This window comes from Baekduia alba, assembly GCF_028416635.1.
Lineage (GTDB): Bacteria > Actinomycetota > Thermoleophilia > Solirubrobacterales > Solirubrobacteraceae > Baekduia > Baekduia alba.
In genome coordinates this window covers 4,890,721-4,911,658 of record NZ_CP114013.1, presented here as the reverse complement: position 1 = coordinate 4,911,658, position 20,938 = coordinate 4,890,721, and the positions used below count along the sequence as shown (strand labels likewise).

Genomic DNA, 20,938 nt, shown 5'->3' with positions numbered 1-20,938 from the left:
TACCCATGCTCCAACGTGCCCGTCACAACACGCTCGTCGAGACCATCTTCCTCTTGGTCGTGGCGGTCGCCGTGGCCATCCTGCTCCAGGCGTTCGCGATCAAGCCCTATAAGATCCCGAGCGGCTCGATGGAGCCGACGCTGCACATCCACGACCGCGTGCTCGTCGACCGCTTCTCCAAGCGCGTGCTCGGCCGCGAGCCGAAGATCGGCGACATCGTCGTCTTCCACCCGCCGCACGGCGCCGACTTCACCGACCAGTCGCAGTGCGGCACCAACGGGGAGGGTGAGGGGACGCCGACGCCGTGCTCGAAGGCGACGCCGGAGCAGTCCTCGCAGTCGTTCATCAAGCGCGTCGTCGCCCTCGGGGGCGACACGATCTCGGTGCGCAACGGCCACGTCATCCGCAACGGCAAGCAGGTGAGCGAGCCGTTCACGGCGCCCTGCACGGGCGAGATCTGCGACTTCCCCAAGACGATCACCATCCCGAAGGGCGCCGTCTACATGATGGGCGACAACCGCGGCAACTCCGACGACAGCCGCCTCTGGGGCCCGGTGCCGCTGGACTGGGTGGTCGGCAAGGCCTTCGCGACCTACTGGCCGCCGTCGCGCATCGGCGGCGCGGGGTAGGGATCAGCGGTTGGCGACCGTCTCGCGTGCGCGGGACGGTCGGCCGCGGACTGATTCCAGTACTCCTCGCCGGTCTCGGTGTCGTAGTAGTTGGACTTGAAGCCGGCGCCCTTGAGGCTCTGGAAGGACTTGCCGTCGTAGTACAGCGTGCGGCTGGTCTTCGAGAACGCGACGCGGCCGATGCGGGCGGGGCCGGTGAGGCCGCCGGCCTTGTTCTCGATGTACATGATGCCGGTCGGCATGGCGTCCTTGGGTCAGCGCGGCGTCGGCTTCGGGATCGTCACGGCGCCCTTGGCGTGCAGGCGGCCGTAGCGGTGCGCGGCGCGGCGGCCGTAGCCGGGCCAGACGTACCAGCGGTACTTGCCGGTCGCGAGGTGCTGGGTGCGGCCGCGGAAGCGCCATTGGGCGTGCAGGGTGTAGTGGTTCTTCGTGGGCCAGGCGCTGAGGATCTTACGGCCGTTGCGGAAGAGCTGGAAGTTGTAGTACTTGGCCCGTCGTTGCGCCTTCCAGCGCAGGGTGGGCGTACGGTCCTTGGCCTTCGCCTTCGCCTTGGCCTTGGACGTGCTCGCCAGCTCCGCGGGGACGGCGGGCGTGGTGGCCGACGCCGAGGCCGACGTCGCGTTGCCCGCGGCGTCCTTGACGGTCACCGTGTAGGTGTAGGCCGTGGCGGGCGCGAGCGGCCCGTCGGTCGTGGCGCGGGTCGTGGCCGGGCCGGCGTTCATGATGGTGGCGTTGCCCGGGTTGCGGACGACGGTCGCGGTCTGGGCGTCGGGCGACGTGGTCCAGCCGAGCGCGATCGTGCGGTCGGGGTTGGCCGTCGCGGTCAGCCCGGTGAGCGGTGGCGCGGTCGCGTCGTAGGCGAACGTGAGCGCGACGGGCGACGACACGTTGCCGGCGTTGTCGCGGCAGGAGCCGGTCGGCGTGGCGGTGGGCGCGTCCGGGCCGGCGTAGGTGGTGGCGGTGCACGCGGCGATGCCGGAGGTGGGGTCGGAGCCCGACCAGGCGATCGCCACGGGCGCGGTGTAGAACGGCGGGGCGTCGGGCGGGCGGGCCGGCGACGCGGCGACGGCGGTGGGCGGCGTCTGGTCGAGGTGGATCGTGACGGTGCGCGTGACCGAGTCGCCGGGCCCGTTGGAGGCGGTGCACGTCACCGTGGCGCCGACGGTGTCCGCGGTGAGGGTCTGCGTGTCGCAGCCCGACGTGCTGGTCTCGCCGGTCGGGCTCCACTTCAGCGTGACCGGGCTGACGTACCACCCGTTGTCGCCCGCGGTGCCGGTGATCGCCGGCGGCGGGAGGTCGACGGCGGCGCGCGCCGTGGCGGGGGCGAGCGCGAAGAGGCAGGCGGCGAGGACGAGGGCGCGGCGCGTCATGCGGTCGCGCTCCGCCTCACGCGGGTCAGGGTCAGCGCGCCGGCGGCCGCGAGGGCCAGGAGGGCGGCGCCGGCGATCGCCTGGAGGGAGCGGTCTTCGTTGTTGTCGTCCTCGATCCGCGCCGGCGCGGGGGCGACGAAGGCCACCGGGGCGATCGTCCGGCCGGCGGCCGTCAGCGCGGCCGTCGCGTCGTGGCGGGCGCGGGCGCGGCTCGCGGCCGCGTGACGTGCCGCCTGCGCGCGGCGCGCGCGTTGCGCCCGGTGCGTCGCCGGCGTGCGCCGCGGGGTCGCCGTGGGCGTCGCCGCCCGCGGGGCCGCCTGCGTCGTCGTCACCGCCGGCCCGGCCGCCGTGACGCCGGCCTTGGGCTGGGCGGCCACGCGCGGTGCCGGCTGCGCCCGCACCGGCGCCGCGTCCGGCTGCCGCGCGCTGGTCGGGCTGGGATCCGGCGCCGGGGTCTGCGCGACGGCCACCGCCCCCGGCGATCCGATCGCCAGGCCGGTGATGAACGCTGCACATCGACGGCCAATCCTCACGTTCTGGACGGTCCTTCGTCTCGTGATCGGGAACGAAGGTACGCCGGTCCGACCCGGCGTGCAACGGCGCGGACCACCGGCTGCGGCGGCAGCCGGCGGCCTTCGCCGAGGGCTTCTAGATCACCACCACGGGCGGCCAGGGCCACCCGCCGAACGCCTGGTCAGCGTTCTGCGTGGTGTAGTTGGCGTTGCCGGCCATCGAGCTCGCGCCCGAGTTGTTGGCCTGCGACACCGGGCCGGAGCTCGCGCCCGGGCTCAGGATCGGCAGCGACAGCGCCAGGTTCGACGGGCACCACTGGTTCGACTTCGCGGACGAGTTGGCCGCCTGGTTGTTGTACGCGAACTGACCGATGGCCTGCACCGGGCCGCCCCAGCCGCCGGCGCTCTGCGCGGCGTTCTGGGTCGTGGCGTTGGTGTTGCCGGCCTTCGAGTCGGCGTACGAGTTGTTCTGCTGGGACACCGGGCCGGAGCTCGCGCCCGGGCTCAGGATCGCCAGCGACACCGCCGTGTTGGACGGGTTGTACTGGTTGGACTCGGCGCTCGAGCTGGCGGACTGGTTGTTGATGGCCTGCTGGCCGATCCCTTGGACCGTCGGCGTGCTCGGGTGGCCGCAGCCGCCGCACGGAGGCGGAGGCGGCGAGCACGATGAGCCACACTCGGTGCGCGGCTCAGGCGCCTTCTTCTCCATCGCGCTGCCGCCGGCGGACTGCTCGGCGTTCTGCGTGGTGGCGTTGGTGTTGCCGGCGCTCGAGGTCGCCCCCGAGTTGTTCTGCTGGGAGACCGGGCCGCTGCTCGCGCCCGGGCTCAGGATCGCCAGCGACACCGCGTTGTTGTTGGCGTTGCTCTGGTTCGACTCGGCGGACGAGTTGGCGGCCTGGTTGCTCTGCGCATCCTGGCCGACGCCCTGCACCGCACCGCCGCCGCCCCCGCCGCCGCCCCCGGCGCTCTGCGCCGAGCTCTGCGTGGTGGCGTTGGTGTTGCCGGCGCTCGAGGTCGCCCCCGAGTTGTTCTGCTGGGAGACCGGGCCGCTGCTCGCGCCCGGGCTCAGGATCGCGACGTGGATCGCGTTGTTGGAGGGGTTGCTCTGGTTCGAGCTCGCCTCGGAGTTCGCGGCCTGGTTGCTGGTGGCCTGCTGGCCGATGCCCTGGACGGGCACGCCGTCGGCCATCGCGGTGCCGGCGGCACAGGCCGGCAGCACCGCTGCGGCACAGGCCGACCACACCATCATGGTCTTGCGCATGGTTGGTTCCTTGTCGTGTCGTTGTGAGGGGGGAACTGCTCTTGAGGCACGACTGCGGAACTACCCCGGACGTTCGAGGCGCCCTCCGGCGCTGAGGGGGGCACGTCGTCGGAGCAGCGCGACGAGCTCGTACGGTCCCGCCGAACCGGTGAGCACGAGCGCTGCGACGAGCGTGAGGGCAAGCATGGTGCCGCCGCCGGGACCGCCGAGGCCGCCGGCCGACGCGGCGACGGGCGGCTCGATCGGGACGGCCGGCGCGCGGTACGGCGCGCGGGCGGCGTGGGTGCGATGGCGCGCGGCGGCCGCGCGGCCGTCGCCGTGGGCCGCGGCGTCGCGGCCGGTGGTGGCCGGGACCACGGCGGCCGGCGCCGGGGTCGCCGCGGCGATCGGCCACGGGGCGGCCGCCGCCGTGGCCGTCGCGCCCGCGGCGCGCGCGCCGACGTAGTTGCGCTGGACGGCGTCGCCGCGGGGCGCGTGCGCCTTGCTGCCGGCGGCCAGGCCGCCGGTGTCGGCGCCGACCCTGCGCGCCCCGCCGCCGCCGGGAGCGGCGGCCGGCTGAGGAGCCGTCGCCGTGGCCGGCGCGGCAGCCGCCGCGGGGGCGACGACGGGGCTGGGCGCGGACGCGGCCGCGCCGTTCGAGGAGCTCGTGGTGGGCTGGGCGACGCCGGCGCCGGCAGCGGCCGCCGGCACGTCGGGGACGTGGACCGTGGGCGGCGAGGGGGGCGTCGGCGGCGTGGGCGGATCGACGTGCGGCGGCGCCGGCGGCGCGGGCGGATCCACGTGCGGGGGAGCCGGCGGCGCGGGGGCCGCGACGGCCGCCGTCGCGGCGTTGACCTGGGTCGTGTTGACGACCGCGCCCGGGCTGTTGTTGACGATCGTGACGTTGATGTTCGTCGGCGCCTGCTGCGCGGCCGCGGCGCTGCCCGCGCCTGAGGCGACCGCGCCGGCGGCCGCGCCCCCGGTGTTGGCGGCGCTGACGGCGGAGGCCGGGATCTCGACGGCCGGCGTCGCCGTGTCGTCTGCCCGTGCCGCGGGAACAACCGCGAGCAAGAGGAGGCAGAAGACCAGCAGCAGGCTGCGGTGCACACGCGTGACGAGGTCCGTCTCCATCGGGCGTGACCTGCCACCGGAGGCCCGATCCCATCCATGCGCATGCCGTGCATGGGCGGTATCACCCATGCATCCGCGACGCACCGCAAAGCAGCCTGATCGAACGTCGTGCCAGCACTACTGCCGCGCGCGCCGGCGCGCCGGTAGCGTCGTCCCATGGGGTCCCCGGGACTCGACGCCCGCACCGACGCGATCGAGGCGCACCTGCCGCTCGTGCGGTCGATCGCGCGCCGCTACGCCGGCCGCGGCGAGGCGCTCGAGGATCTCGTCCAGGCCGGGACGGTCGGCCTCATCAAGGCGGTCGACCGCTTCGACCCGACGCGCGACCGCGACCTCGCGGCGCTGGCCCGGCCGTCGATCGAGGGCGAGATCAAGCACCACCTGCGCGACGGCGGCTGCGGCCCGCACGTCGCCCGCGGCGATCGCGAGCTCGGCGGCCGGCTGCGCGCCCTGCGCGGCGAGCTGACCGCGCGGCTGCGGCGCCCGCCGACGACGGCCGAGCTGGCCGCGGCCGCCGACGTCGACGAGGAGCGCGCGGCCGACGCGCTCGCCGCCGTCGAGCCGGCGGTCGCGCTGCCCGACGACGACGACGCCGCGCTGCCGGCCACGCGCGCGGACACCGAGGCGGCCGAGGCGCGCGTCCTGCTCGAGGCCGGCTGGGGCGCGCTGGACGACCGCGAGCGCCGGCTGCTCGAGCTGCGCTACCGCGAGGACCGCAGCCAGTCGGAGATCGCGCGCGAGCTCGGGCTCTCCCAGGCGCACGTGTCGCGGCTGCTGAGGGCGGCGCTGGAGCGGCTGCGCGGAGCGGTCGCGCCGGAGGCGGTCGCGTCCGCCGACCCGCCGATCGCGCAGCGGCCCGGAGCGTCGGCCGACCCGCGCAGCGGCCGGCTCCTGCTGCGCCTGCCGCGCACGCTGCACACCGAGCTGGGCGAGGCCGCCGAGCGCGAGGGCGTCCCGCTCAACACCTACATCTCGAGCGCGCTCGCGGCGCACGTCGCGGATCCGTCGGTGCCCGCCCGCGCGCCGCGCTCGAGCCGCCTGCTCGTCGTCAACGCGGTCGTCGTCGCGCTCGCCGCGGTCGTCGGGATCGCGCTGCTGCTGTCCGCCTGGTGGTAGCCGCGCGCCGGGAGGGAACCGGTCGGGCGGCCGCGGTGTAGGAGAGACATGCATCGCCTGGCCGTCCTGCTCGCCCTCGTCGTCGTGGCCGCCGCCGTCCCGGCCGCCGCGCCGGCCAAGGGCCTGACCAGCCTCGTGATCTGCGGCGCCGACGGCTGCGTCGACCGGTCGGCCGCGCTCCGGGCCGACTCGCGCCTGATGCGGGACCTGATGTCCTACGACGCGACCGTCGCCGACCCGGGACCGGCGCCGCACCTGCGGCTGGAGGAGGGGATAGGCGACGCCGGGAAGACGTACGGTCACACGACCGTGACCTACTACCCGACGCTCGGCATCCAGAGCTCCTCGGAGGCGACGTTCCACCGGACGACGCCGGAGGTGCGCGGCCACCTCGCGCGGCTCGCGCGCGGCGTGCGGCCGTGGGGCGTGCCGGCGGCGGCGCCGGTCCGGGCGACCGCGGCGCGCGATGGCGGTCGCGACGACGGCGGCGGCATCCCGACCGGCACCTGGCTGGCCGGCGCCGCGGCCGCGCTGCTGCTCGCCGCGGGCGGCGTCGCGCTGGTCCGGCGCGGGAGGCCCGCGACCGGGTGACGCCGGCGAGCACGCCCGAGGCCGAGCTCGTGTCCCGCGCCCGTGCCGGCGACCGGGCGGCCTTCGGCGTGCTCGTGGAGCGCCACCAGGAGATCGCGTTCCGGACGGCGTGCGTCGTCTGCGGCGACGCGACCGACGCCCAGGACGCGGCCCAGGAGGCGTTGTTGAAGGCCTACCTCGCCCTCGACCGGTTCCGCGACGGCGCGCCCTTCCGCCCCTGGCTGTTGGCGATCGTCGCCAACGAGGCGCGCAACCGCGCGCGCTCGACCGGCCGCCGCACCGCGCTGGCGCTCCGGGCCGGCGCGGCGCTGGACGAGCACGCGGCGCCGGGCGCCGACGTCGCGGTGCTGGCGGGCGCTCGCCGCGGCACGCTGCTCGCCGCGCTGGGCCGGCTGGGCGACGAGCACCGCCAGGTGCTGACGCTGCGCTACCTGCTCGACCTCTCCGAGGCCGAGTGCGCCGCGATCCTGCGCTGCCGCCCCGGCACCGTGAAGTCCCGCGCCAGCCGCGCGCTGGGCCGCCTGCGCGCCGAGCTGGGGGAGGAGGACCGATGACCGACCTCGACACCGAGCTCCGCACGCTCGGCCACGAGCTCGACTGGCCGCCGACGCCCGAGCTCGCCGCCGCCGTCCGCGAGCGCCTGCCGACCCGCGCTGCCGTCCCGAGCCCTCGGCGCCGGCCCGCGCGCCGCCGTCGCGCGCCGCGCCGCGTTGTCGTCGTCCTTGCCCTGCTCCTGCTCGCCCTGCCGGCCGCCGCGCTGGCGATCCCGGCCAGCCGGCACGCGGTGCTCGACGCCCTCGGCCTGCGGCACGTGACGGTGCAGCGCCGGGCCACGCCGCCGCACGCGGCGCGCAGCCCCCAGCTCGGCACCCGGACCGCGCTCGCGGCCGGCACGCTGGTCCCCGCCGCGCTCGGCGCGCCCGACGCCGTCTATCGCCGCGGCGACATCATCACGTTGGTCTACGACCATCCGCGCCGCCTGCTCGCCCAGGCGCGCGGCCGCCTGCCCGACCAGCCGACCCTGCGCAAGATCATCGCCATGGACGACCGCGCCCGGCGCACCACGGTCCGCGGGCGCGCGGCCCTGTTCCTCGCCGACCCGCACGCCTACGCGTGGTCGGACGTCACGGGGCCGCCGGTCCGCTCCGGGCCGGCGCTGATCTGGGAGCGGGGCGACACGGTCCTGCGGTTGGAGGGCGAACGGGACCTCGCGAGGGCACGCGCGATCGCCGCCTCCGTGAGATGACGCCCTTGCCTGGGCACACAGAGCCCATGCCACCCCGTCCCGTCGCCCGCGCCGACGCGCTGATCGGCGACGCCATCGAGGCGACCGTCAAGCGCCACCATCGTCGCCGCCTGCGGCGCCTCGGCCATCCGCAGGCGCTGGAGCCGACCCCGTCGGCCACGCTCTGGGCCGCCGGCGAGCCGCCGCCGCGCCCCGGCAACAAGGTGGAGGTCCTGGTCGACGGCGCCACCGCGCTGCCCGCGATCGCCCAGGCGCTGCGCGCCGCCCGGTCCCACATCCACATCACCGGCTGGCACCTCGCGTCGCACTTCGAGCTCGTCCGCGGCGAGCGCCCGACCGCGATCGGGCCGCTGCTCGCCGAGCTGGCCGAGCGCGTCGACGTGCGCGTCATGGTCTGGGCCGGCTCGCCGGTCCCGCTCTTCCACCCGACGCGCAAGGAGGTCGGGGCCGAGGTGGAGAAGCTCACGCGCGCGACGAAGATCCAGGCTTACCGCGACCCGCGCGAGCACCCGGTCCACTGCCACCACGAGAAGACGATCGTCGTCGACGACGAGGTCGCGTTCGTCAACGGCATCGACATGACCGACCAGGCCGGCGACCGCTACGACAGCTCCGACCACCCGGCGCGCCGCAAGCTCGGCTGGCACGACGTCGGCACGCGGATCGAAGGGCCGGCCGTCGCCGACGTGGCCAACCACTTCATCATGCGCTGGCGCGAGGTCAGCGGCGAGCAGCTGCCGCCGCCGGTCGTCCAGCCGCCGGTCGCCGCGGAGCACGCGAGCACCGTGCAGGTCGTCCGGACCGTGTCAGAGGACATGTACGACTCGGTCCCGCGCGGCGACTTCCGCATCCTCGAGTCCTACGTCCGCGCGCTGCGCGCCGCCGAGAACTTCATCTACCTCGAGAACCAGTTCCTGTGGTCGCCCGAGATCGTGGACGTCCTGTGCGACAAGCTCGCCCACCCGCCGCACGACGCCTTCCGCCTCGTCGTCCTACTGCCCGCGCGGGCCAACAACGGCCAGGACGACACCCGCGGCCAGCTCGGCGTACTCGCCGAGGCCGACGGCCACGGCAACCCGCACTTCCTCGCGACGACGCTGCGGTCCCGCACCGGCGGGCGCGACGACGCGCTCTACGTCCACGCCAAGGTCGGCATCGTCGACGACCGCTGGCTGACGATCGGCTCGGCCAACCTCAACGCCCACTCGCTGCTCAACGACACCGAGATGAACATCGTCACCGACGACCACGTCCTCGCCAAGGCGACGCGCGAGCGCCTCTGGGCCGAGCACCTGGAGCGCCCGCTCGACGACGTCGCCGACCGCGTGCCCGCGCAGGTCGTCGACGAGCTCTGGCGCCCGATCGCGATGGAGCAGCTCGAGCGCCGCGAGGCCGGCGAGCGGCCGACGCACCGCCTGGTCGCCCTCCCGGGCGTGTCCAAGCGCTCGCGCCGGCTGCTCGGCCCGCTTCAGAACCTGGGCGTCGACGGCTAGCTGGGTCGTTCCACGATCCGGTGCGGACCGTCTCGCGGAACCACCCATCTAGCTCGCGGCCGCCACGACCGCCGGCGTCACGCCCGCCATCCCGCGCGCGTTGGGGTGGAACGGCGCGGCGGTGTTGCCCGGGATCAGCGGCTCGACCCAGCGCGTGCTCGTCGACTTGCACGCGTCGTGGCCGATCGCGGCGGCGTAGGTGTCGACGTAGACCGCCCCGTTGGCCGCCGCCTGCTGGGCCAACATGGTGTTCAACCGCTTCTCGGTCGCGCGCAGGTACGGGACGTCGGCCCAGGCCAGCGGGACCTGCGGCCAGCAGCCGCTCCCGGTCTCCGGCAGGATCGGCTCGTAGGCGAGGACCAGGACGCGGGCGCCCGGCGCGCGCGTGTGGATCCCCTGGATGACGGCCGCGACCTTCGGCGCCGTCGCGGCGATCCGCGCCGCGAGCTGGTCGACGCCGCCCGGGTTGTACTGGTCCTGGCACGGGTGGCCGAACGGGTTCGCCGACGCGCAGTTCTCGATGATCGAGGTGAACCCGATGTCGTTGCCGCCGATCGTCAGCGAGACGGTCGACACGCCGCTGTTGAGCGTGTTGAGCTGCGGCGGGTTCGCCGGCCCGGGCGTGACGTCCTGGGCGGCCGTCATGTCCTCGGTCGTCGCGCCGCTGCACGAGACGTCGGCGAGCGAGCGGCCGAGCTGCGCCGCCGCCAGGTGCGCGTAGTTGTGGTCGGAGCGCAGGCAGCCCAGCGGGTTGAGCGACTGGTTGGGGATCAGCGGCCCGGCGGCATAGGAGTCACCCAGCCCGACCCATTGGGCGGCCGGCGCCGCCGCTGCGACGCCGAGGGTGAGGCACAGCGACGCCGCGGCGAGCGCGACGACGGTGCGCATGCGGGGGACAGGACGCATGGCGGATCCTCCTGAAGTTGATGGTGTCGCGCGAACCTAGCCGGCCGCGCGACCACCGTGGGGAGGACGTGTCCGCTGAGCGTCCGTCAGTGCCTGCCAGCTGGCCCAGCCGGCGGCGTCTAGCGCCGGCGGCGCATGATGACCAGCCCCGCCACGACGCCGGCGATCGCCGCGGCGACCAGGGCCGGCGGCATCGGGTTGGCCTTGGCCTGCTGCTTGGTGTCGTCGATCCTGTGCGACACCTTGGCCTTGGTCTCCTCGACCTTCTCGTGCGCGCGCGCCTTGACGTCGGCCTTCTCGGCCAGCGCCGCGGCCGTGTCGGCCAGCTCCTCGCGCGTGTGCTCGATGTCGGCGCGGATCTGCTCCGGGGTGCGGGAGTCGCTCATCGGGTGACCTCCTCGTGCGCGGTCTGCGCCTCGAGCTCGCGCTGGTGGCGCGCCTCGGCGAGGTGCTCCTTGGTGTAGCGCACGTCCTCCTTGACGGTCTCGACGGTCTGCTCGGGCACCGGCGGCACCGCGCGCTGGGCGCGGGACTTGCCGAGCAGCGCCAGGACGCCGGCGACCGCGAACAGGACGACCGCGACGATCAGCGCCGCCAGCCAGCCGGCGACGGCGGTCGACAGCGCGAGGATCGCGCACGCCACGACCGCGCCGACGCCGTAGAGCGCGAACAGCCCCGCGCCGCCGAGCATGCCCGCGCCGATGCCCGCCTGCTTGCCCTTGGCGGTCAGCTCGACCTTGGCGAGCTCGAGCTCCTGGCGCACGAGCGTCGACACCTGCGTGGAGAGGTCCTTGACCAGCTCGCCCGTGGGACGCTCTCGCTGCTGCGTGTTGTTGGGAGAAGTCATCTCCCACCCACGGCTACCCGAGCGCGTCGGCGCGCATGCGGGATGCGCAGCGCGCCGAGGTCAGGAACGCGTCGAACAGCGCGTAGGCCCGGACCCGCGCGCCGGCCGCGTGGGTCTCGCCGCCGGCCCGGACGGCCTCCAGCGTCGTGTCGCCCTCCGCGACCGACGCGGGGTAGTGCGTCCCCCATTCCAGCGCGATCGCGGGCGTGACCTCGGGGTGGAACTGCACGCCGAGGTGCGGACCGACCCGGAACGCCTGATCGCATGCCGGCGACCGCGCGAGCAGCTCGGCGCCCGGCGGGAGCGTGAAGCGGTCGCGGTGCCACTGGAGCCACGGGCCGTGCGGGACGACGTCGGGCGCGAGCGACTCGACGGCGAGCCAGCCGACCTCGGCGCGGTCGGCGCGCGCGACGGCGCCGCCGAGCGCGCGCGCCAGGTGCTGGGCGCCGAAGCAGATGCCGAGGATCGGGACGTCGCGGTCCAGCGCGCGGTCCAGCGCGGCGCGCTCGGCCGCCAGCCAGGGGACCGTGTCGTCGAACGCCGAGGCCTCCGCGCCCAAGGACACCAGGAACGGTCGCGCGGCCGGATCCGGGATCGGCGCGCCGGCCGGCACGACCTCCAACGCGACGCCGCGCTCGCGCGCCCAAGCGCCGAGCAGGCCGGCGGGCGCGTCGGGGTCGTGCTCGAGGACGAGGGCGGCGACGGTCACGCCGCGAGACGCTACGCGGCGACGGGCTCGGCGGGAAGGCGTGCGCCGCCGGGCCCGGCGACGGCCTCGACCTGCTTGAGGTCGACGGCGGCGCCGCACGCCTGGCACATCCGGCGGTCGTCGAGCTCGCCCCCGCAGCCGCGGTGCAGCAGGAGCATCGGCGGGCCGGCGGGCGGCGCGAGGTGCTTGTCGCCGAACTGCAGCAGCGCGACGATCGACGGCCACAGGTCGCGGCCCATGTCGGTCAGCCGGTACTCGTGGCGCAGCGGGCGCTCCTGGTAGGGGACCTTCGCGAGGATCCCCGCGTCGACGAGGCGCTCGAGCCGGTCCTGCAGGACGTTGCGCGCGACGCCGAGGCGCTCGGCGAAGTCGCCGAAGCGCCGGACGCCGAGGAACGCGTCGCGGATGATCAGGAGCGTCCACCGCTCGCCCACCAGCTCGAGCGTGCGAGCGACCGAGCAGGTCTGGGATTCGTAGGTCCGGCCGAGCATCGACCTCCATTCTAGCGCCAGTGGGTTGCGTCACGCCACCATCATTTCGGGCCGTCCCGACTCGACCGCGCGTACAGGCGGCGACGGTCCGATTTCGACCGCGATCCATAGAAGCGGCGTAGCTTTGGGTAGAGGATCTCCACCCTGTCCGACCTGGTCACCGCCGACACCGCCGCCTACCGCCCGCCCTCCGGGTACTTCGACGAGGTCTTCGGGGCCGACGGCGTGCCGCGCGCGCACGCGGTCAGCCTGGCCGCGGAGATCGCCAAGCTCGGCCCGGAGCTGCTGACCGCGGCGGGCCATCGCCGCGACGCGATCTTCGTCCAGCAGGGCATCACGTTCGACGCCACCGGCGAGGACGGCCCCGTCAAAGACCGCCCGTTCCCGCTCGACCTCGTGCCGCGGATCCTGCCGGCCGCCGAGTGGGACCACATCGAGCGCGGCCTGGCGCAGCGCATTCGCGCGCTCAACCGCTTCATCGACGACGTCTACCACGAGCGCGAGATCGTCCGGGCCGGGATCGTGCCGTGGCGGCTGATCGTCAGCCGCTCGCACTTCGCGCGCGCCGCGCACGGCGTGCGCCCGCCGGGCGGCGTCTACTGCCACGTCGCGGGCTGCGACCTCGTCCGCGACGCCGACGGCTCGTGGAAGGTCCTGGAGGACAACGTCCGCACGCCGTCGGGCATCTCCTACGTGTTGGAGAACCGCGTCGCGATGACGCGCCTGGTCCCGCAGTTCTTCCAGCACCATCGCGTCCGGCCCGTCGACCACTACCCACAGCTGCTGCTCGCCGGCCTGCGCTCCGTCGCGCCCAGCGCCGAGGACGAGGCGACCGTCGTGGTCTGGACGCCCGGGCCGATGAACTCCGCCTACTTCGAGCACGCGTTCCTCGCGCGCCAGATGGGCGTCGAGCTGGTCGAGGCCTCCGACCTCGTCGTCCGCGACGACGTCCTCTATATGCGGACGACCGCCGGCCTGCGCCGCGTCCACGCCGTCTACCGCCGCCTCGACGACGACTTCGTCGACCCGCTCGAGTTCCGCCCCGACTCGCTGCTCGGCGTGCCGGGCCTCGTGCGCGCCTACCGCGCCGGCACCGTGGCGATCGCCAACGCGCTGGGCACCGGCGTCGCCGACGACAAGGCCGTCTACCACTACGTCCCGGAGATGATCCGGTTCTACCTGGGCGAAGAGCCGATCCTCGACAACGTCAAGACCTACATCATGGCCGACGACGCCCAGCGCGAGGCCGCGCTGGCCCGGCGCGCCGAGCTGGTGTTCAAGCCGACGGGCGAGTCCGGCGGCAAGGGCGTCTTCATCGGCCCGGCGACGCCGCGCGAGGCGCTCGACGGCCTCGCCGACGTCATCCGCTCCCAGCCCGAGAAGTGGATCGCCCAGGAGGTCGTCAACCTGAGCACGGTCCCGACCGCGATGCCGGACGGCTCGCTCGCGCCGCGCCACGTCGACCTGCGGCCGTTCGCGGTCTTCGGCGAGCAGATCAGGATCGTGCCCGGCGGCCTGACGCGCGTCGCGCTGAAGGAGGGCTCGATGATCGTCAACTCCTCCCAGGGCGGGGGCTCGAAGGACACGTGGGTGCTCGAGGACGACGCCGGCCGCGGCGCGCCGGGGGCGAGCGACACCCAGCTGCACGAGGTCGTCCCGACCCAGATGCCGGGCCTGCGCTACGGCGGCGACTGGCAGGGCCAGCAGCAACAGCAGCAGCAGACGCGCCCGGCCATCGGGCGCCGCGAGCGCCGCGGCGTCGGGCGCGGTCGCTGACCCATGCTCAGCCGCATCGCCCAGGAGCTCTTCTGGCTCGGTCGCAACGTGGCCCGCGCCGAGCACACCGCCCGCATGCTCGACGGCGTCTTCCAGGCCAGCCTCCAGGGCCGGCCCGACGACCCGGCCGGCGTCCGCCTCGGCTGGGGCTCGCTGCTGGCGATCATGGGCGCGCAGGCCGACGGCCGGCCGGTGCGCCGCGACGAGGTGCTCAACCGCCTCACGCTGACCCGCGACGAGCCGGCGTCGGTCATCTCGTGCGTGTCCCGCGCGCGCGAAGGCGCGCGCACGATGCGCGACGTGATCTCCGCCGAGATGTGGGAGGCGGTCAACACCACGCACCTGGCGCTGAGCGCGGGCGACCTCGAGGGCCGGATGCAGATGGGGCCCTACAGCGTCTTCCAGTACGTCAAGGAGCGCAGCGCGCTGTTCTGGGGCCTGACGAGTCGCACGATGCTGCGCGACGAGGCCCGCGCGTTCCTGGTCGCCGGCGGGCGCATCGAGTCCGCCGACATGGTCCTGCGGATGCTGCGCGTCGCGATGCCGTCGCCCGGCGAGCAGGCCGAGGGCACCGACGGCGTCCGCGACGGCCAGGCGCTCGCGCTGCTGCAGGCCGTCGGCGGCTTCCAGGCCTTCCGCCGCGCCGTGCCCGCGCCGCCCAACGCCGGGCCGGTCGCGCGCTTCCTGCTCTACGAGCGCGCCTACCCGGACTCGGTCGCCGCGTCGGTTGACGCCGTCCACGGCGCGCTCGTCGACGTCGACGCCGCGCCGCGGTCCTCGGAGCCCGTGCTCCGGCTCAGCCGCCTCGCCGCCGACCTGGAGTTCCGCGGCCGTGCCGCCGCCGAGGATGGCAACCTGGCGGAGGCCAGCTCGCTCGTCCAGTCCGAGCTCGCGCTGATCGACGCCGACATCGCCGAGCGCTACTTCGCCGGCGCGGGCGCCGCGGGTGGGTGGGACAGGTACTTGGTCGCATGAACTACGACATCCACTACTGCACGAGCTACCGGTACGAGACGCCGGTCAGCGACAACCTCAACGCGCTGCGCGTGAGGCCGGCGACGACGACCAACCAGCGCTGCGACGAGTTCCACGTCCGCCTCGATCCGGAGGCGCGCATCCACCGGCACGTCGACTACTTCGGCACCGAGGTGCTCGAGTTCGGCGTCGCGCGCGCCCACGACCACATGACGATCGACGTCCGGGCGCGCGTCGTGACCAGCGAGCCGCCGGAGCCGCCCGAGGCGCCGTGGGAGCACCTGGAGGGCGAGACCTACGCCGAGGCCGCGGGCGAGTTCCTGCTGGGTGGAGGGGACGGCAATCCCGAACCCGACGACGCGGCGCTCGCCGACCTGCTCGACATCGCCCGCGCCCGCACGCCGCTGGCGACGCTGCGCTGGCTCAACGAGCTGATCCCGGACCGCTTCGCCTACCGGCCGGGCGTGACCTACGTCGGCTCGACGATCCAGGACCTGCTCGACGCCGGCGCGGGCGTCTGCCAGGACTTCGTCCACCTCGCCCTCGTGCTGCTGCGCCGCAACGGGATCGCCGCGCGCTACGTCTCCGGGTACCTGTTCAGCGCGCCCGAGGACGGTGGGACCGACTCGGTCGAGGTCCAGACGCACGCGTGGCTGGAGGCGTTGCTGCCCGGGGTCGGCGGGCGCGGCGAGCCGATCTGGGTCGGCGCTGATCCGACCAACCGCCGGCTGGCGGGGGAGACGCACGTCAAGATCGGGCACGGCCGCCGCTACGCCGACGTGCCGCCCGTCAAGGGCGTCTACCGTGGGTCCGCGGGAGCCGAGCTGGAGGCATCGGTGCGCATGACGCGCCTCGATCCTGCCGCCTCGGCAAGGGCTTAGCGCAGGCCCCGAACCATCGCGCTCCGTCGGAGGCGTAACCACGCTATCCTGCGAGGTCGACTCGCTCCGGGGCGAGTCTTCCTTTTGCCCCGGGTCAGCGCGGGTTCGATCATCTTTCACACCTTGCACGGGAGCCCTCATGGCCCGCGGAGACGTGCGCATTGCGGTGACCCTCGCCTGCGAGGACTGCAAGCGTCGCAACTACCAGACGAATAAGTCCAAGCGCAACACGCCTGATCGCATCACGCTGCGGAAGTTCTGCAAGTGGTGCCGTTGCCATACGAGCCACCGGGAGACCCGCTAGGTCCCCGGAGCTGTTCGCATGGCCTCTGATCGAAAGACGCGTGGCGGGAAGGAGCCGCACCGGGAGAACATCCCGGGCGACCTCGACCATGCCTCGGGTGAGGTCGAAGGGTTCGAAGCCGATCTGATCGCCGGTGCCGAAGGCGCCGAGGACCGCGACACGACCGACGCCGAGCTGGAGCGCCTCGCGACCGAGGAGGTCGGCGACCTCGACGACGACGGTGACGTCGACGACGAGGACCGCGCTCTCGCCCGCACGGGCGGCCGGCGTCCGGAGGTCAAGTCCGGCTCGGGCGGCCCGCGGTTCCTGCAGTTCCTCAAGGCGTCCTGGGCCGAGCTCCAGCGCGTGCAGTGGCCGGATCGCCGTCAGGTCGCCCAGGCGACCAGCGTCGTCGTCGGCTTCGTGATCGTCGCCGGGGCTTATCTGGGTGTGGCCGATTGGGTCGCCCAGAAGGTCGTCAACTTCATCATCTAGGTCTTCATGTATCGCTGGTACGTCGTCAACACCTACTCCGGACACGAGAACAAGGTCAAGTCCAACCTCGAGCATCGCGCGAGCTCCCTCGGGCAGCGTCGCGCCATCCGCTCGGTGGTCGTCCCGACCGAGACCGTGTCCGAGATGAAGGACGGCCAGAAGGAGACCAAAGAGAAGCGGACCATGCCCGGCTACGTGCTGGTCAACATGGACCTCAACGAGGACTCGTGGCAGCTCGTCAAGGGCACGCCCGGCGTCACCGGCTTCGTCGGTGCCTCCAACGAGCCCGTTCCGCTCACCCAGCCCGAGGTCGATCGGCTGCTGCACCGCGAGGTCGCGCAGAAGGTCGCCACCAAGGCCCAGTTCTCCATTGGCGAGTCCGTCAAGGTGATCTCGGGGCCGCTGTCCGACTTCTCCGGGGAGATCTCGGAGATCAACCAGGACGCCCAGAAGCTCAAGGTCCTGGTATCCATCTTCGGGCGCGAGACGCCCGTCGAGGTCGGATTCGACCAGGTCAAGAAGATCTAGAAGGCATCACAAGGCAATGGCCAAGAAGGTTCTCACCCAGATCAAGCTCCAGGCCGTCGGCGGCCAGGCGTCTCCGGCGCCGCCCGTCGGCCCTGCCTTGGGTCAGCACGGCATCAACATCATGGAGTTCTGCAAGGCGTTCAACGCGCAGACCCAGCAGGACTCCGGCACGGTCATCCCGGTCGTGATCACGGTCTACGAGGACCGCTCGTTCACGTTCGTGACCAAGACGCCGCCCGCCGCGGTGCTCATCAAGCAGGCCATCGGCCTCGAGAAGGGCTCCGGCGAGCCGCATCGCAACAAGGTCGGTCAGATCAGCAAGGACCAGGTCCGCGCGATCGCCGAGAAGAAGCTGCAGGACCTGAACGCGAACGATCTCGATCAGGCCAGCAAGATCATCGAAGGCACCGCCCGCAGCATGGGCGTGGAGGTCGTCTAGTCATGGCCAAGCACGGCAAGACCTACGTCGAGAGCAAGAGCAAGGTCGATCGCGAGCATGAGTACCTGCCCGCCGAGGCGATCAAGCTCGTCAAGGACCTGAAGCGCGCGAAGTTCGACGAGTCCGTCGAGATCCACATCCGCACGGGCCTGAACGTCCGCCACGCCGACGAGCAGCTGCGCGGCACCATCGCGCTGCCCAACGGCCTCGGCAAGGACGTCAAGATCGCCGTCTTCGCTCGCGGCCCCAAGGCTGACGAGGCGACCGCCGCCGGAGCCGACGTCGTCGGCGCGGAGGACCTCGCCAAGCAGATCGAAGAGGGCTTCACCGACTTCGACGTCGCCATCGCGACGCCCGACATGATGCCGATCGTCGGCCGCCTGGGCCGCATCCTCGGCCCGCAGGGCAAGATGCCGAACCCGAAGGTCGGCACGGTCACGATGGACGTGGCCAAGGCCGTCGAGGAGTCGAAGTCCGGCAAGGTCGAGTACCGCACCGACCGCACCGCGATCGTCCACTTGAACATCGGCAAGACCTCGTTCGACGAGCGTCAGCTGCTGGAGAACTACGCGGCCGTCATCGAGGAGCTCATCCGCGCGAAGCCCTCGGCCGCCAAGGGTCGTTACCTGCGCACCGTCACCATCGCTTCGACGATGGGCCCGGGCATCAAGGTCGACCCGTCCCGTACCCGCGACATCCTCGGACTGGAGAGTGGTGACGGCGCGGCTGTAGCCGCGTAATCACGCTCGACACCCGAGGCCGTCCTGAGACCGCCGGCGCGCACATCGCGGATGTGCGAGAAGCCCGGCAGAGGAGGCCCGTGAACAGGGACCAGAAAGCCACAGCGGTCGCAGAGATCGCTGAGCAGATCAAGGAGTCCGAGGCGGTCTTCGCCATCGACTACCGCGGCATCACCGTCGCGCAGGTCGCGGAGCTCCGCGGCAAGCTGCGCGAGGCGGACGCCACGTTCCGCGTCGTCAAGAACACGCTGACCGAGCGTGCCGCCGACAAGGCCGACGCAGAAGCGCTCAAGGCGCTGCTCGAAGGTCCGACGGCGCTCACGTTCGTGCGTGGCGACGCCGCCGCCGCCGCCAAGGCCATCGCCGACTTCCAGAAGTCGACCGGTGGCGAGCTCCTGCCCTTCAAGGGCGGGCTCATGAACGGCGACGCGCTCGACGCGGCGCAGATCACCGCCATCTCCAAGCTCCCGTCGCGCCAGGTCCTTTACGGACAGCTGGTCGGCGTGGTCGCCTCGCCGATCACCGGCCTGGCCCGAAGCCTCAACGGCCTCGTGTCCGGTCTGGCGATTGCCCTCGGCGGCGTGCTGGAGAAGAAGGAGAGCGGCGAGGTTCCGGCGGGTGCGGCTCCGGCCGCCGCCGCCAGCGACAACCCCGAAGCCGAGGCCGAGGCGGGCGGGACCGAAACTGAGCCCTCCGAGGGTTCCGACGACACCACTGAGACCCCACAGGAGGACTAGAACTATGGCTACCAGCACCACCGATTGGATCGAAGAGCTCAAGGGCATCTCCGTGCTCGAGCTCTCTGAGCGCATCAAGGCGCTCGAAGAGGAGTTCGGCGTGTCGGCGACCGCCGTCGCCGCTGCCGCTCCGGCCGCCGCCGGTGCCGGCGAGGCCGTCGAGGAGGAGTCCTTGACCGTCGACGTCATCCTGACCGCCGCCGGCGACAAGAAGATCCAGGTCATCAAGGTCGTGCGTGCCGCGACCGGCCTGGGCCTCAAGGAGGCCAAGGCGCTCGTCGACGAGGCTCCCAAGCCCGTCAAGGAAGGCATCGAGCGCGACGAGGCCGACAAGCTCAAGCAGGAGCTCGAGGAGGCCGGCGGGTCCGTCGAGGTCAAGTAGCGCCTCGACGGCACACGCCGTCACTCCGCGCGGGCCTCGCGCCCACGCCGCGAAGGGCGTCCCTCCGGGGGCGCCCTTCGTCGTTCTGGCACGCGGTCCTCGGTACACGCGTCTCTGAAGGTGGCCGGCGGTCGAAGGCGGTCTTCACGGCGGCCACCGCGTCGGCGTTGACGACGAGCCGGCCCGTGTGGCGCCGACCGTCGAAGCCGTAGTAGCTCAGGCGCGCGTACCGGAGGTCGTCGAGCCCGACCGGACAGCCCGGATGCCAGGACGACCCGTAGAGGCGATGGCGCTGCACGGTCGTCAGCGGCCGGGCCGAGAACGCGTAGGCCGGCGGGACGTCGGCGGCGAGCATCGGCATAGAGAACCACACGGGACGCTGGTAGCCTGGGCAGTGTCGAAGGGAAGTAGCCCGACGGCGCGTCTCGTCAAGACGGTGGCTCCGATGAGCTTGCCCGGAACGCGCGGCCTCGCCTCAGAGGCGGTCAAACCTTCGCGGATCATCGACCCGCGAAAGGGACCGTCTCATCATGAAGTGGATCTTGCTCATCGCCGCGCTGGCGGTGCTGTTGGCCTTCGACCTGTGGCTCGCGCGCCGCGAGAGCCGCGGCGCCGGCATGAGCGTCAGGAAGGCGACGCTGCACTCGGTCGGCTGGTTGACGATCGCGCTCGCCTTCGGCGGCGTCATGCTCGCGCTGCTCGGTGGCCGCGACGCCGGCCTGTACTTCGCCGGCTACCTGGTGGAGAAGTCGCTGTCGTTGGACAACGTCTTCGTGTTCCTGCTGATCCTGACCTCGTTCGGGATCCCGGAGGCCCAGCGCCACCGCCTGCTGACGTGGGGCATCGTCGCGGCGCTCGTCCTGCGCGGCGTGTTCATCGCGGTCGGCGCGACCGCGCTGCACCACGCGTCCTGGGTGTCGTTCATCTTCGCGGCGCTGCTGGTGTGGACAGGCTGGCGCATGTTCCAGCACCGCCACGACAGCGCGGGGGAGACGGCGTTCGTCGAGAGGCTGAAGGCGCGCCTGCCGGGGATGTCGGTCGGCACGGCGGCGGTCGCGGCGCTGGTGATCGCCGACATCGTGTTCGCCATCGACTCGGTGCCGTCGATCCTCGCGATCACCGACGACGCGTTCATCGTCTTCGCGGCCAACGCGTTCGCGCTGCTCGGGCTCGCGCCGCTGTTCTTCCTGGTCGCCGACCTCGTCGAGCGGCTGTACTACCTCAAGTCCGCGCTGGCGGCGTTGTTGGTGTTGATCGGCATCAAGATGGCCGCGGGCGAGCTGTGGGGCAAGCTCGGGCCGGAGGTCTCCCTCCCGGCGATCGCACTCGTGCTCGGGACGGGCGTCCTGGCGTCGCTGGTGCGCGACCGCCGGCTGGCGCGGGAGGCGGAGCCGTCGGTGGCGTGAGGCTGGGGACGCGCC

Annotated in this window: 27 protein-coding genes; 17 read left to right on the top strand and 10 right to left on the bottom strand. The window is 73.2% G+C overall.

Features of this window, described 5'->3' with window-relative positions; all coding sequences use genetic code 11:
* The first annotated feature begins 5 nt into the window (after positions 1-5).
* Positions 6-629 (top strand): signal peptidase I, encoded by a 624-nt coding sequence (gene lepB, locus DSM104299_RS24590; protein WP_272474303.1) that lies wholly within the window; start codon positions 6-8, stop codon positions 627-629.
* Here the strand turns inward: lepB and DSM104299_RS24585 are convergent.
* The 5 genes from DSM104299_RS24585 to DSM104299_RS24565 form a co-directional block, all read right to left on the bottom strand.
* Positions 593-871: a hypothetical protein gene (locus DSM104299_RS24585; protein WP_272474302.1), complete on the bottom strand. Its 279-nt coding sequence runs from the start codon at positions 869-871 to the stop codon at positions 593-595. The genes lepB and DSM104299_RS24585 overlap by 37 nt on opposite strands.
* Before the next feature lie 12 nt (positions 872-883).
* The gene (locus DSM104299_RS24580; RefSeq protein WP_272474301.1) at positions 884-1,999 is read right to left on the bottom strand and encodes a hypothetical protein; all 1,116 of its coding nucleotides are present in this window, start codon (positions 1,997-1,999) and stop codon (positions 884-886) included.
* Positions 1,996-2,532, bottom strand: coding sequence for a hypothetical protein (locus DSM104299_RS24575; protein ID WP_272474300.1), 537 nt, complete (start codon positions 2,530-2,532; stop codon positions 1,996-1,998). The genes DSM104299_RS24580 and DSM104299_RS24575 overlap by 4 nt, the downstream gene beginning before the upstream one ends.
* A 115-nt stretch (positions 2,533-2,647) precedes the next feature.
* Entirely contained in the window at positions 2,648-3,772 is a 1,125-nt protein-coding gene (locus DSM104299_RS24570) for a hypothetical protein (RefSeq protein WP_272474299.1), read from the bottom strand.
* A 60-nt stretch (positions 3,773-3,832) separates the two neighbouring features.
* Entirely contained in the window at positions 3,833-4,882 is a 1,050-nt protein-coding gene (locus DSM104299_RS24565) for a hypothetical protein (protein ID WP_272474298.1), read from the bottom strand.
* A 156-nt stretch (positions 4,883-5,038) separates the two neighbouring features.
* Between DSM104299_RS24565 and DSM104299_RS24560 the strand changes: the two genes are divergently transcribed.
* The 5 genes from DSM104299_RS24560 to DSM104299_RS24540 are packed head-to-tail and all read left to right on the top strand — an operon-like array spanning position 5,039 to position 9,328.
* The gene (locus tag DSM104299_RS24560; protein WP_272474297.1) at positions 5,039-5,998 is read left to right on the top strand and encodes a sigma-70 family RNA polymerase sigma factor; all 960 of its coding nucleotides are present in this window, start codon (positions 5,039-5,041) and stop codon (positions 5,996-5,998) included.
* A 48-nt stretch (positions 5,999-6,046) separates the two neighbouring features.
* The gene (locus DSM104299_RS24555) at positions 6,047-6,589 is read left to right on the top strand and encodes a hypothetical protein (protein WP_272474296.1); all 543 of its coding nucleotides are present in this window, start codon (positions 6,047-6,049) and stop codon (positions 6,587-6,589) included.
* Complete coding sequence (locus DSM104299_RS24550) at positions 6,586-7,143, top strand: RNA polymerase sigma factor (protein WP_272474295.1); 558 nt, start codon at positions 6,586-6,588, stop codon at positions 7,141-7,143. Before DSM104299_RS24555 ends, DSM104299_RS24550 begins: the two co-directional genes overlap by 4 nt.
* Positions 7,140-7,835 carry a hypothetical protein gene (locus DSM104299_RS24545; RefSeq protein ID WP_272474294.1) on the top strand — a complete coding sequence of 232 codons (696 nt, stop codon included), beginning with the start codon at positions 7,140-7,142 and terminating at the stop codon, positions 7,833-7,835. The genes DSM104299_RS24550 and DSM104299_RS24545 overlap by 4 nt, the downstream gene beginning before the upstream one ends.
* A gap of 26 nt (positions 7,836-7,861) precedes the next feature.
* Positions 7,862-9,328, top strand: coding sequence for a phospholipase D-like domain-containing protein (locus DSM104299_RS24540; protein WP_272474293.1), 1,467 nt, complete (start codon positions 7,862-7,864; stop codon positions 9,326-9,328).
* A gap of 48 nt (positions 9,329-9,376) precedes the next feature.
* On the opposite strand, the gene DSM104299_RS24535 is transcribed toward DSM104299_RS24540, so the two are convergent.
* The 5 genes from DSM104299_RS24535 to DSM104299_RS24515 form a co-directional block, all read right to left on the bottom strand.
* Positions 9,377-10,234 carry an SGNH/GDSL hydrolase family protein gene (locus DSM104299_RS24535; RefSeq protein WP_272474292.1) on the bottom strand — a complete coding sequence of 286 codons (858 nt, stop codon included), beginning with the start codon at positions 10,232-10,234 and terminating at the stop codon, positions 9,377-9,379.
* A 119-nt stretch (positions 10,235-10,353) separates the two neighbouring features.
* A complete protein-coding gene (locus DSM104299_RS24530) occupies positions 10,354-10,620 on the bottom strand; it encodes a DUF3618 domain-containing protein (protein WP_272474291.1) in 267 nt (88 codons plus the stop codon).
* Positions 10,617-11,081, bottom strand: a complete 465-nt coding sequence (locus tag DSM104299_RS24525; RefSeq protein WP_272474290.1) for a phage holin family protein — start codon at positions 11,079-11,081, stop codon at positions 10,617-10,619. The genes DSM104299_RS24530 and DSM104299_RS24525 overlap by 4 nt, the downstream gene beginning before the upstream one ends.
* Positions 11,082-11,094: 13 nt before the next feature.
* Positions 11,095-11,790 carry a type 1 glutamine amidotransferase gene (locus DSM104299_RS24520; RefSeq protein WP_272474289.1) on the bottom strand — a complete coding sequence of 232 codons (696 nt, stop codon included), beginning with the start codon at positions 11,788-11,790 and terminating at the stop codon, positions 11,095-11,097.
* An 11-nt stretch (positions 11,791-11,801) separates the two neighbouring features.
* The gene (locus tag DSM104299_RS24515) at positions 11,802-12,281 is read right to left on the bottom strand and encodes a winged helix-turn-helix transcriptional regulator (RefSeq protein ID WP_272474288.1); all 480 of its coding nucleotides are present in this window, start codon (positions 12,279-12,281) and stop codon (positions 11,802-11,804) included.
* 144 nt (positions 12,282-12,425) lie between these two features.
* Here DSM104299_RS24515 and DSM104299_RS24510 point away from each other — a divergent pair, with 144 nt between their 5' ends.
* The 11 genes from DSM104299_RS24510 to DSM104299_RS24460 all read left to right on the top strand — a co-directional run bounded on the left by DSM104299_RS24510 (position 12,426) and on the right by DSM104299_RS24460 (position 20,923).
* Positions 12,426-14,057, top strand: a complete 1,632-nt coding sequence (locus tag DSM104299_RS24510; protein WP_432419790.1) for a circularly permuted type 2 ATP-grasp protein — start codon at positions 12,426-12,428, stop codon at positions 14,055-14,057.
* 3 nt (positions 14,058-14,060) lie between these two features.
* Positions 14,061-15,032 (top strand): alpha-E domain-containing protein, encoded by a 972-nt coding sequence (locus DSM104299_RS24505; protein WP_272474286.1) that lies wholly within the window; start codon positions 14,061-14,063, stop codon positions 15,030-15,032.
* Positions 15,029-15,913, top strand: a complete 885-nt coding sequence (locus DSM104299_RS24500; protein WP_272474285.1) for a transglutaminase family protein — start codon at positions 15,029-15,031, stop codon at positions 15,911-15,913. The genes DSM104299_RS24505 and DSM104299_RS24500 overlap by 4 nt, the downstream gene beginning before the upstream one ends.
* Positions 15,914-16,052: 139 nt before the next feature.
* Positions 16,053-16,217 (top strand): 50S ribosomal protein L33, encoded by a 165-nt coding sequence (gene rpmG, locus DSM104299_RS24495; protein ID WP_037400701.1) that lies wholly within the window; start codon positions 16,053-16,055, stop codon positions 16,215-16,217.
* A gap of 18 nt (positions 16,218-16,235) precedes the next feature.
* Complete coding sequence (gene secE / locus DSM104299_RS24490; protein ID WP_272474284.1) at positions 16,236-16,691, top strand: preprotein translocase subunit SecE; 456 nt, start codon at positions 16,236-16,238, stop codon at positions 16,689-16,691.
* A 6-nt stretch (positions 16,692-16,697) separates the two neighbouring features.
* Entirely contained in the window at positions 16,698-17,219 is a 522-nt protein-coding gene (gene nusG / locus DSM104299_RS24485; protein WP_272474283.1) for a transcription termination/antitermination protein NusG, read from the top strand.
* 16 nt (positions 17,220-17,235) lie between these two features.
* Positions 17,236-17,658, top strand: coding sequence for a 50S ribosomal protein L11 (rplK, locus tag DSM104299_RS24480; RefSeq protein WP_028075795.1), 423 nt, complete (start codon positions 17,236-17,238; stop codon positions 17,656-17,658).
* 2 nt (positions 17,659-17,660) lie between these two features.
* Positions 17,661-18,398, top strand: a complete 738-nt coding sequence (gene rplA, locus DSM104299_RS24475; RefSeq protein WP_272474282.1) for a 50S ribosomal protein L1 — start codon at positions 17,661-17,663, stop codon at positions 18,396-18,398.
* Positions 18,399-18,478: 80 nt separating this feature from the next.
* Positions 18,479-19,135 carry a 50S ribosomal protein L10 gene (rplJ, locus tag DSM104299_RS24470; RefSeq protein WP_272474281.1) on the top strand — a complete coding sequence of 219 codons (657 nt, stop codon included), beginning with the start codon at positions 18,479-18,481 and terminating at the stop codon, positions 19,133-19,135.
* A gap of 4 nt (positions 19,136-19,139) precedes the next feature.
* A complete protein-coding gene (gene rplL / locus DSM104299_RS24465; protein WP_272474280.1) occupies positions 19,140-19,517 on the top strand; it encodes a 50S ribosomal protein L7/L12 in 378 nt (125 codons plus the stop codon).
* A gap of 530 nt (positions 19,518-20,047) precedes the next feature.
* Positions 20,048-20,923, top strand: a complete 876-nt coding sequence (locus DSM104299_RS24460) for a TerC family protein (RefSeq protein WP_272474279.1) — start codon at positions 20,048-20,050, stop codon at positions 20,921-20,923.
* The last annotated feature ends 15 nt before the right edge of the window (positions 20,924-20,938 follow it).

What these genes read in the sequence shown, in the direction of transcription:
- DSM104299_RS24580 (WP_272474301.1), bottom strand. Translation starts at nt 1,999, where the DNA reads ATGACGCGCCGCGCCCTCGTCCTCGCCGCCTGCCTCTTCGCGCTCGCC.
- rplK (WP_028075795.1), top strand. Translation starts at nt 17,236, where the DNA reads ATGGCCAAGAAGGTTCTCACCCAGATCAAGCTCCAGGCCGTCGGCGGC.
- DSM104299_RS24505 (WP_272474286.1), top strand. Translation starts at nt 14,061, where the DNA reads ATGCTCAGCCGCATCGCCCAGGAGCTCTTCTGGCTCGGTCGCAACGTG.
- DSM104299_RS24585 (WP_272474302.1), bottom strand. Translation starts at nt 871, where the DNA reads ATGCCGACCGGCATCATGTACATCGAGAACAAGGCCGGCGGCCTCACC.
- DSM104299_RS24535 (WP_272474292.1), bottom strand. Translation starts at nt 10,234, where the DNA reads ATGCGTCCTGTCCCCCGCATGCGCACCGTCGTCGCGCTCGCCGCGGCG.
- secE (WP_272474284.1), top strand. Translation starts at nt 16,236, where the DNA reads ATGGCCTCTGATCGAAAGACGCGTGGCGGGAAGGAGCCGCACCGGGAG.
- DSM104299_RS24515 (WP_272474288.1), bottom strand. Translation starts at nt 12,281, where the DNA reads ATGCTCGGCCGGACCTACGAATCCCAGACCTGCTCGGTCGCTCGCACG.
- DSM104299_RS24460 (WP_272474279.1), top strand. Translation starts at nt 20,048, where the DNA reads ATGAAGTGGATCTTGCTCATCGCCGCGCTGGCGGTGCTGTTGGCCTTC.
- DSM104299_RS24500 (WP_272474285.1), top strand. Translation starts at nt 15,029, where the DNA reads ATGAACTACGACATCCACTACTGCACGAGCTACCGGTACGAGACGCCG.
- DSM104299_RS24530 (WP_272474291.1), bottom strand. Translation starts at nt 10,620, where the DNA reads ATGAGCGACTCCCGCACCCCGGAGCAGATCCGCGCCGACATCGAGCAC.
- rplA (WP_272474282.1), top strand. Translation starts at nt 17,661, where the DNA reads ATGGCCAAGCACGGCAAGACCTACGTCGAGAGCAAGAGCAAGGTCGAT.
- rplL (WP_272474280.1), top strand. Translation starts at nt 19,140, where the DNA reads ATGGCTACCAGCACCACCGATTGGATCGAAGAGCTCAAGGGCATCTCC.
- lepB (WP_272474303.1), top strand. Translation starts at nt 6, where the DNA reads ATGCTCCAACGTGCCCGTCACAACACGCTCGTCGAGACCATCTTCCTC.
- DSM104299_RS24560 (WP_272474297.1), top strand. Translation starts at nt 5,039, where the DNA reads ATGGGGTCCCCGGGACTCGACGCCCGCACCGACGCGATCGAGGCGCAC.
- rpmG (WP_037400701.1), top strand. Translation starts at nt 16,053, where the DNA reads ATGGCCCGCGGAGACGTGCGCATTGCGGTGACCCTCGCCTGCGAGGAC.
- DSM104299_RS24570 (WP_272474299.1), bottom strand. Translation starts at nt 3,772, where the DNA reads ATGCGCAAGACCATGATGGTGTGGTCGGCCTGTGCCGCAGCGGTGCTG.
- DSM104299_RS24555 (WP_272474296.1), top strand. Translation starts at nt 6,047, where the DNA reads ATGCATCGCCTGGCCGTCCTGCTCGCCCTCGTCGTCGTGGCCGCCGCC.
- DSM104299_RS24540 (WP_272474293.1), top strand. Translation starts at nt 7,862, where the DNA reads ATGCCACCCCGTCCCGTCGCCCGCGCCGACGCGCTGATCGGCGACGCC.
- DSM104299_RS24525 (WP_272474290.1), bottom strand. Translation starts at nt 11,081, where the DNA reads ATGACTTCTCCCAACAACACGCAGCAGCGAGAGCGTCCCACGGGCGAG.
- DSM104299_RS24565 (WP_272474298.1), bottom strand. Translation starts at nt 4,882, where the DNA reads ATGGAGACGGACCTCGTCACGCGTGTGCACCGCAGCCTGCTGCTGGTC.
- DSM104299_RS24545 (WP_272474294.1), top strand. Translation starts at nt 7,140, where the DNA reads ATGACCGACCTCGACACCGAGCTCCGCACGCTCGGCCACGAGCTCGAC.
- nusG (WP_272474283.1), top strand. Translation starts at nt 16,698, where the DNA reads ATGTATCGCTGGTACGTCGTCAACACCTACTCCGGACACGAGAACAAG.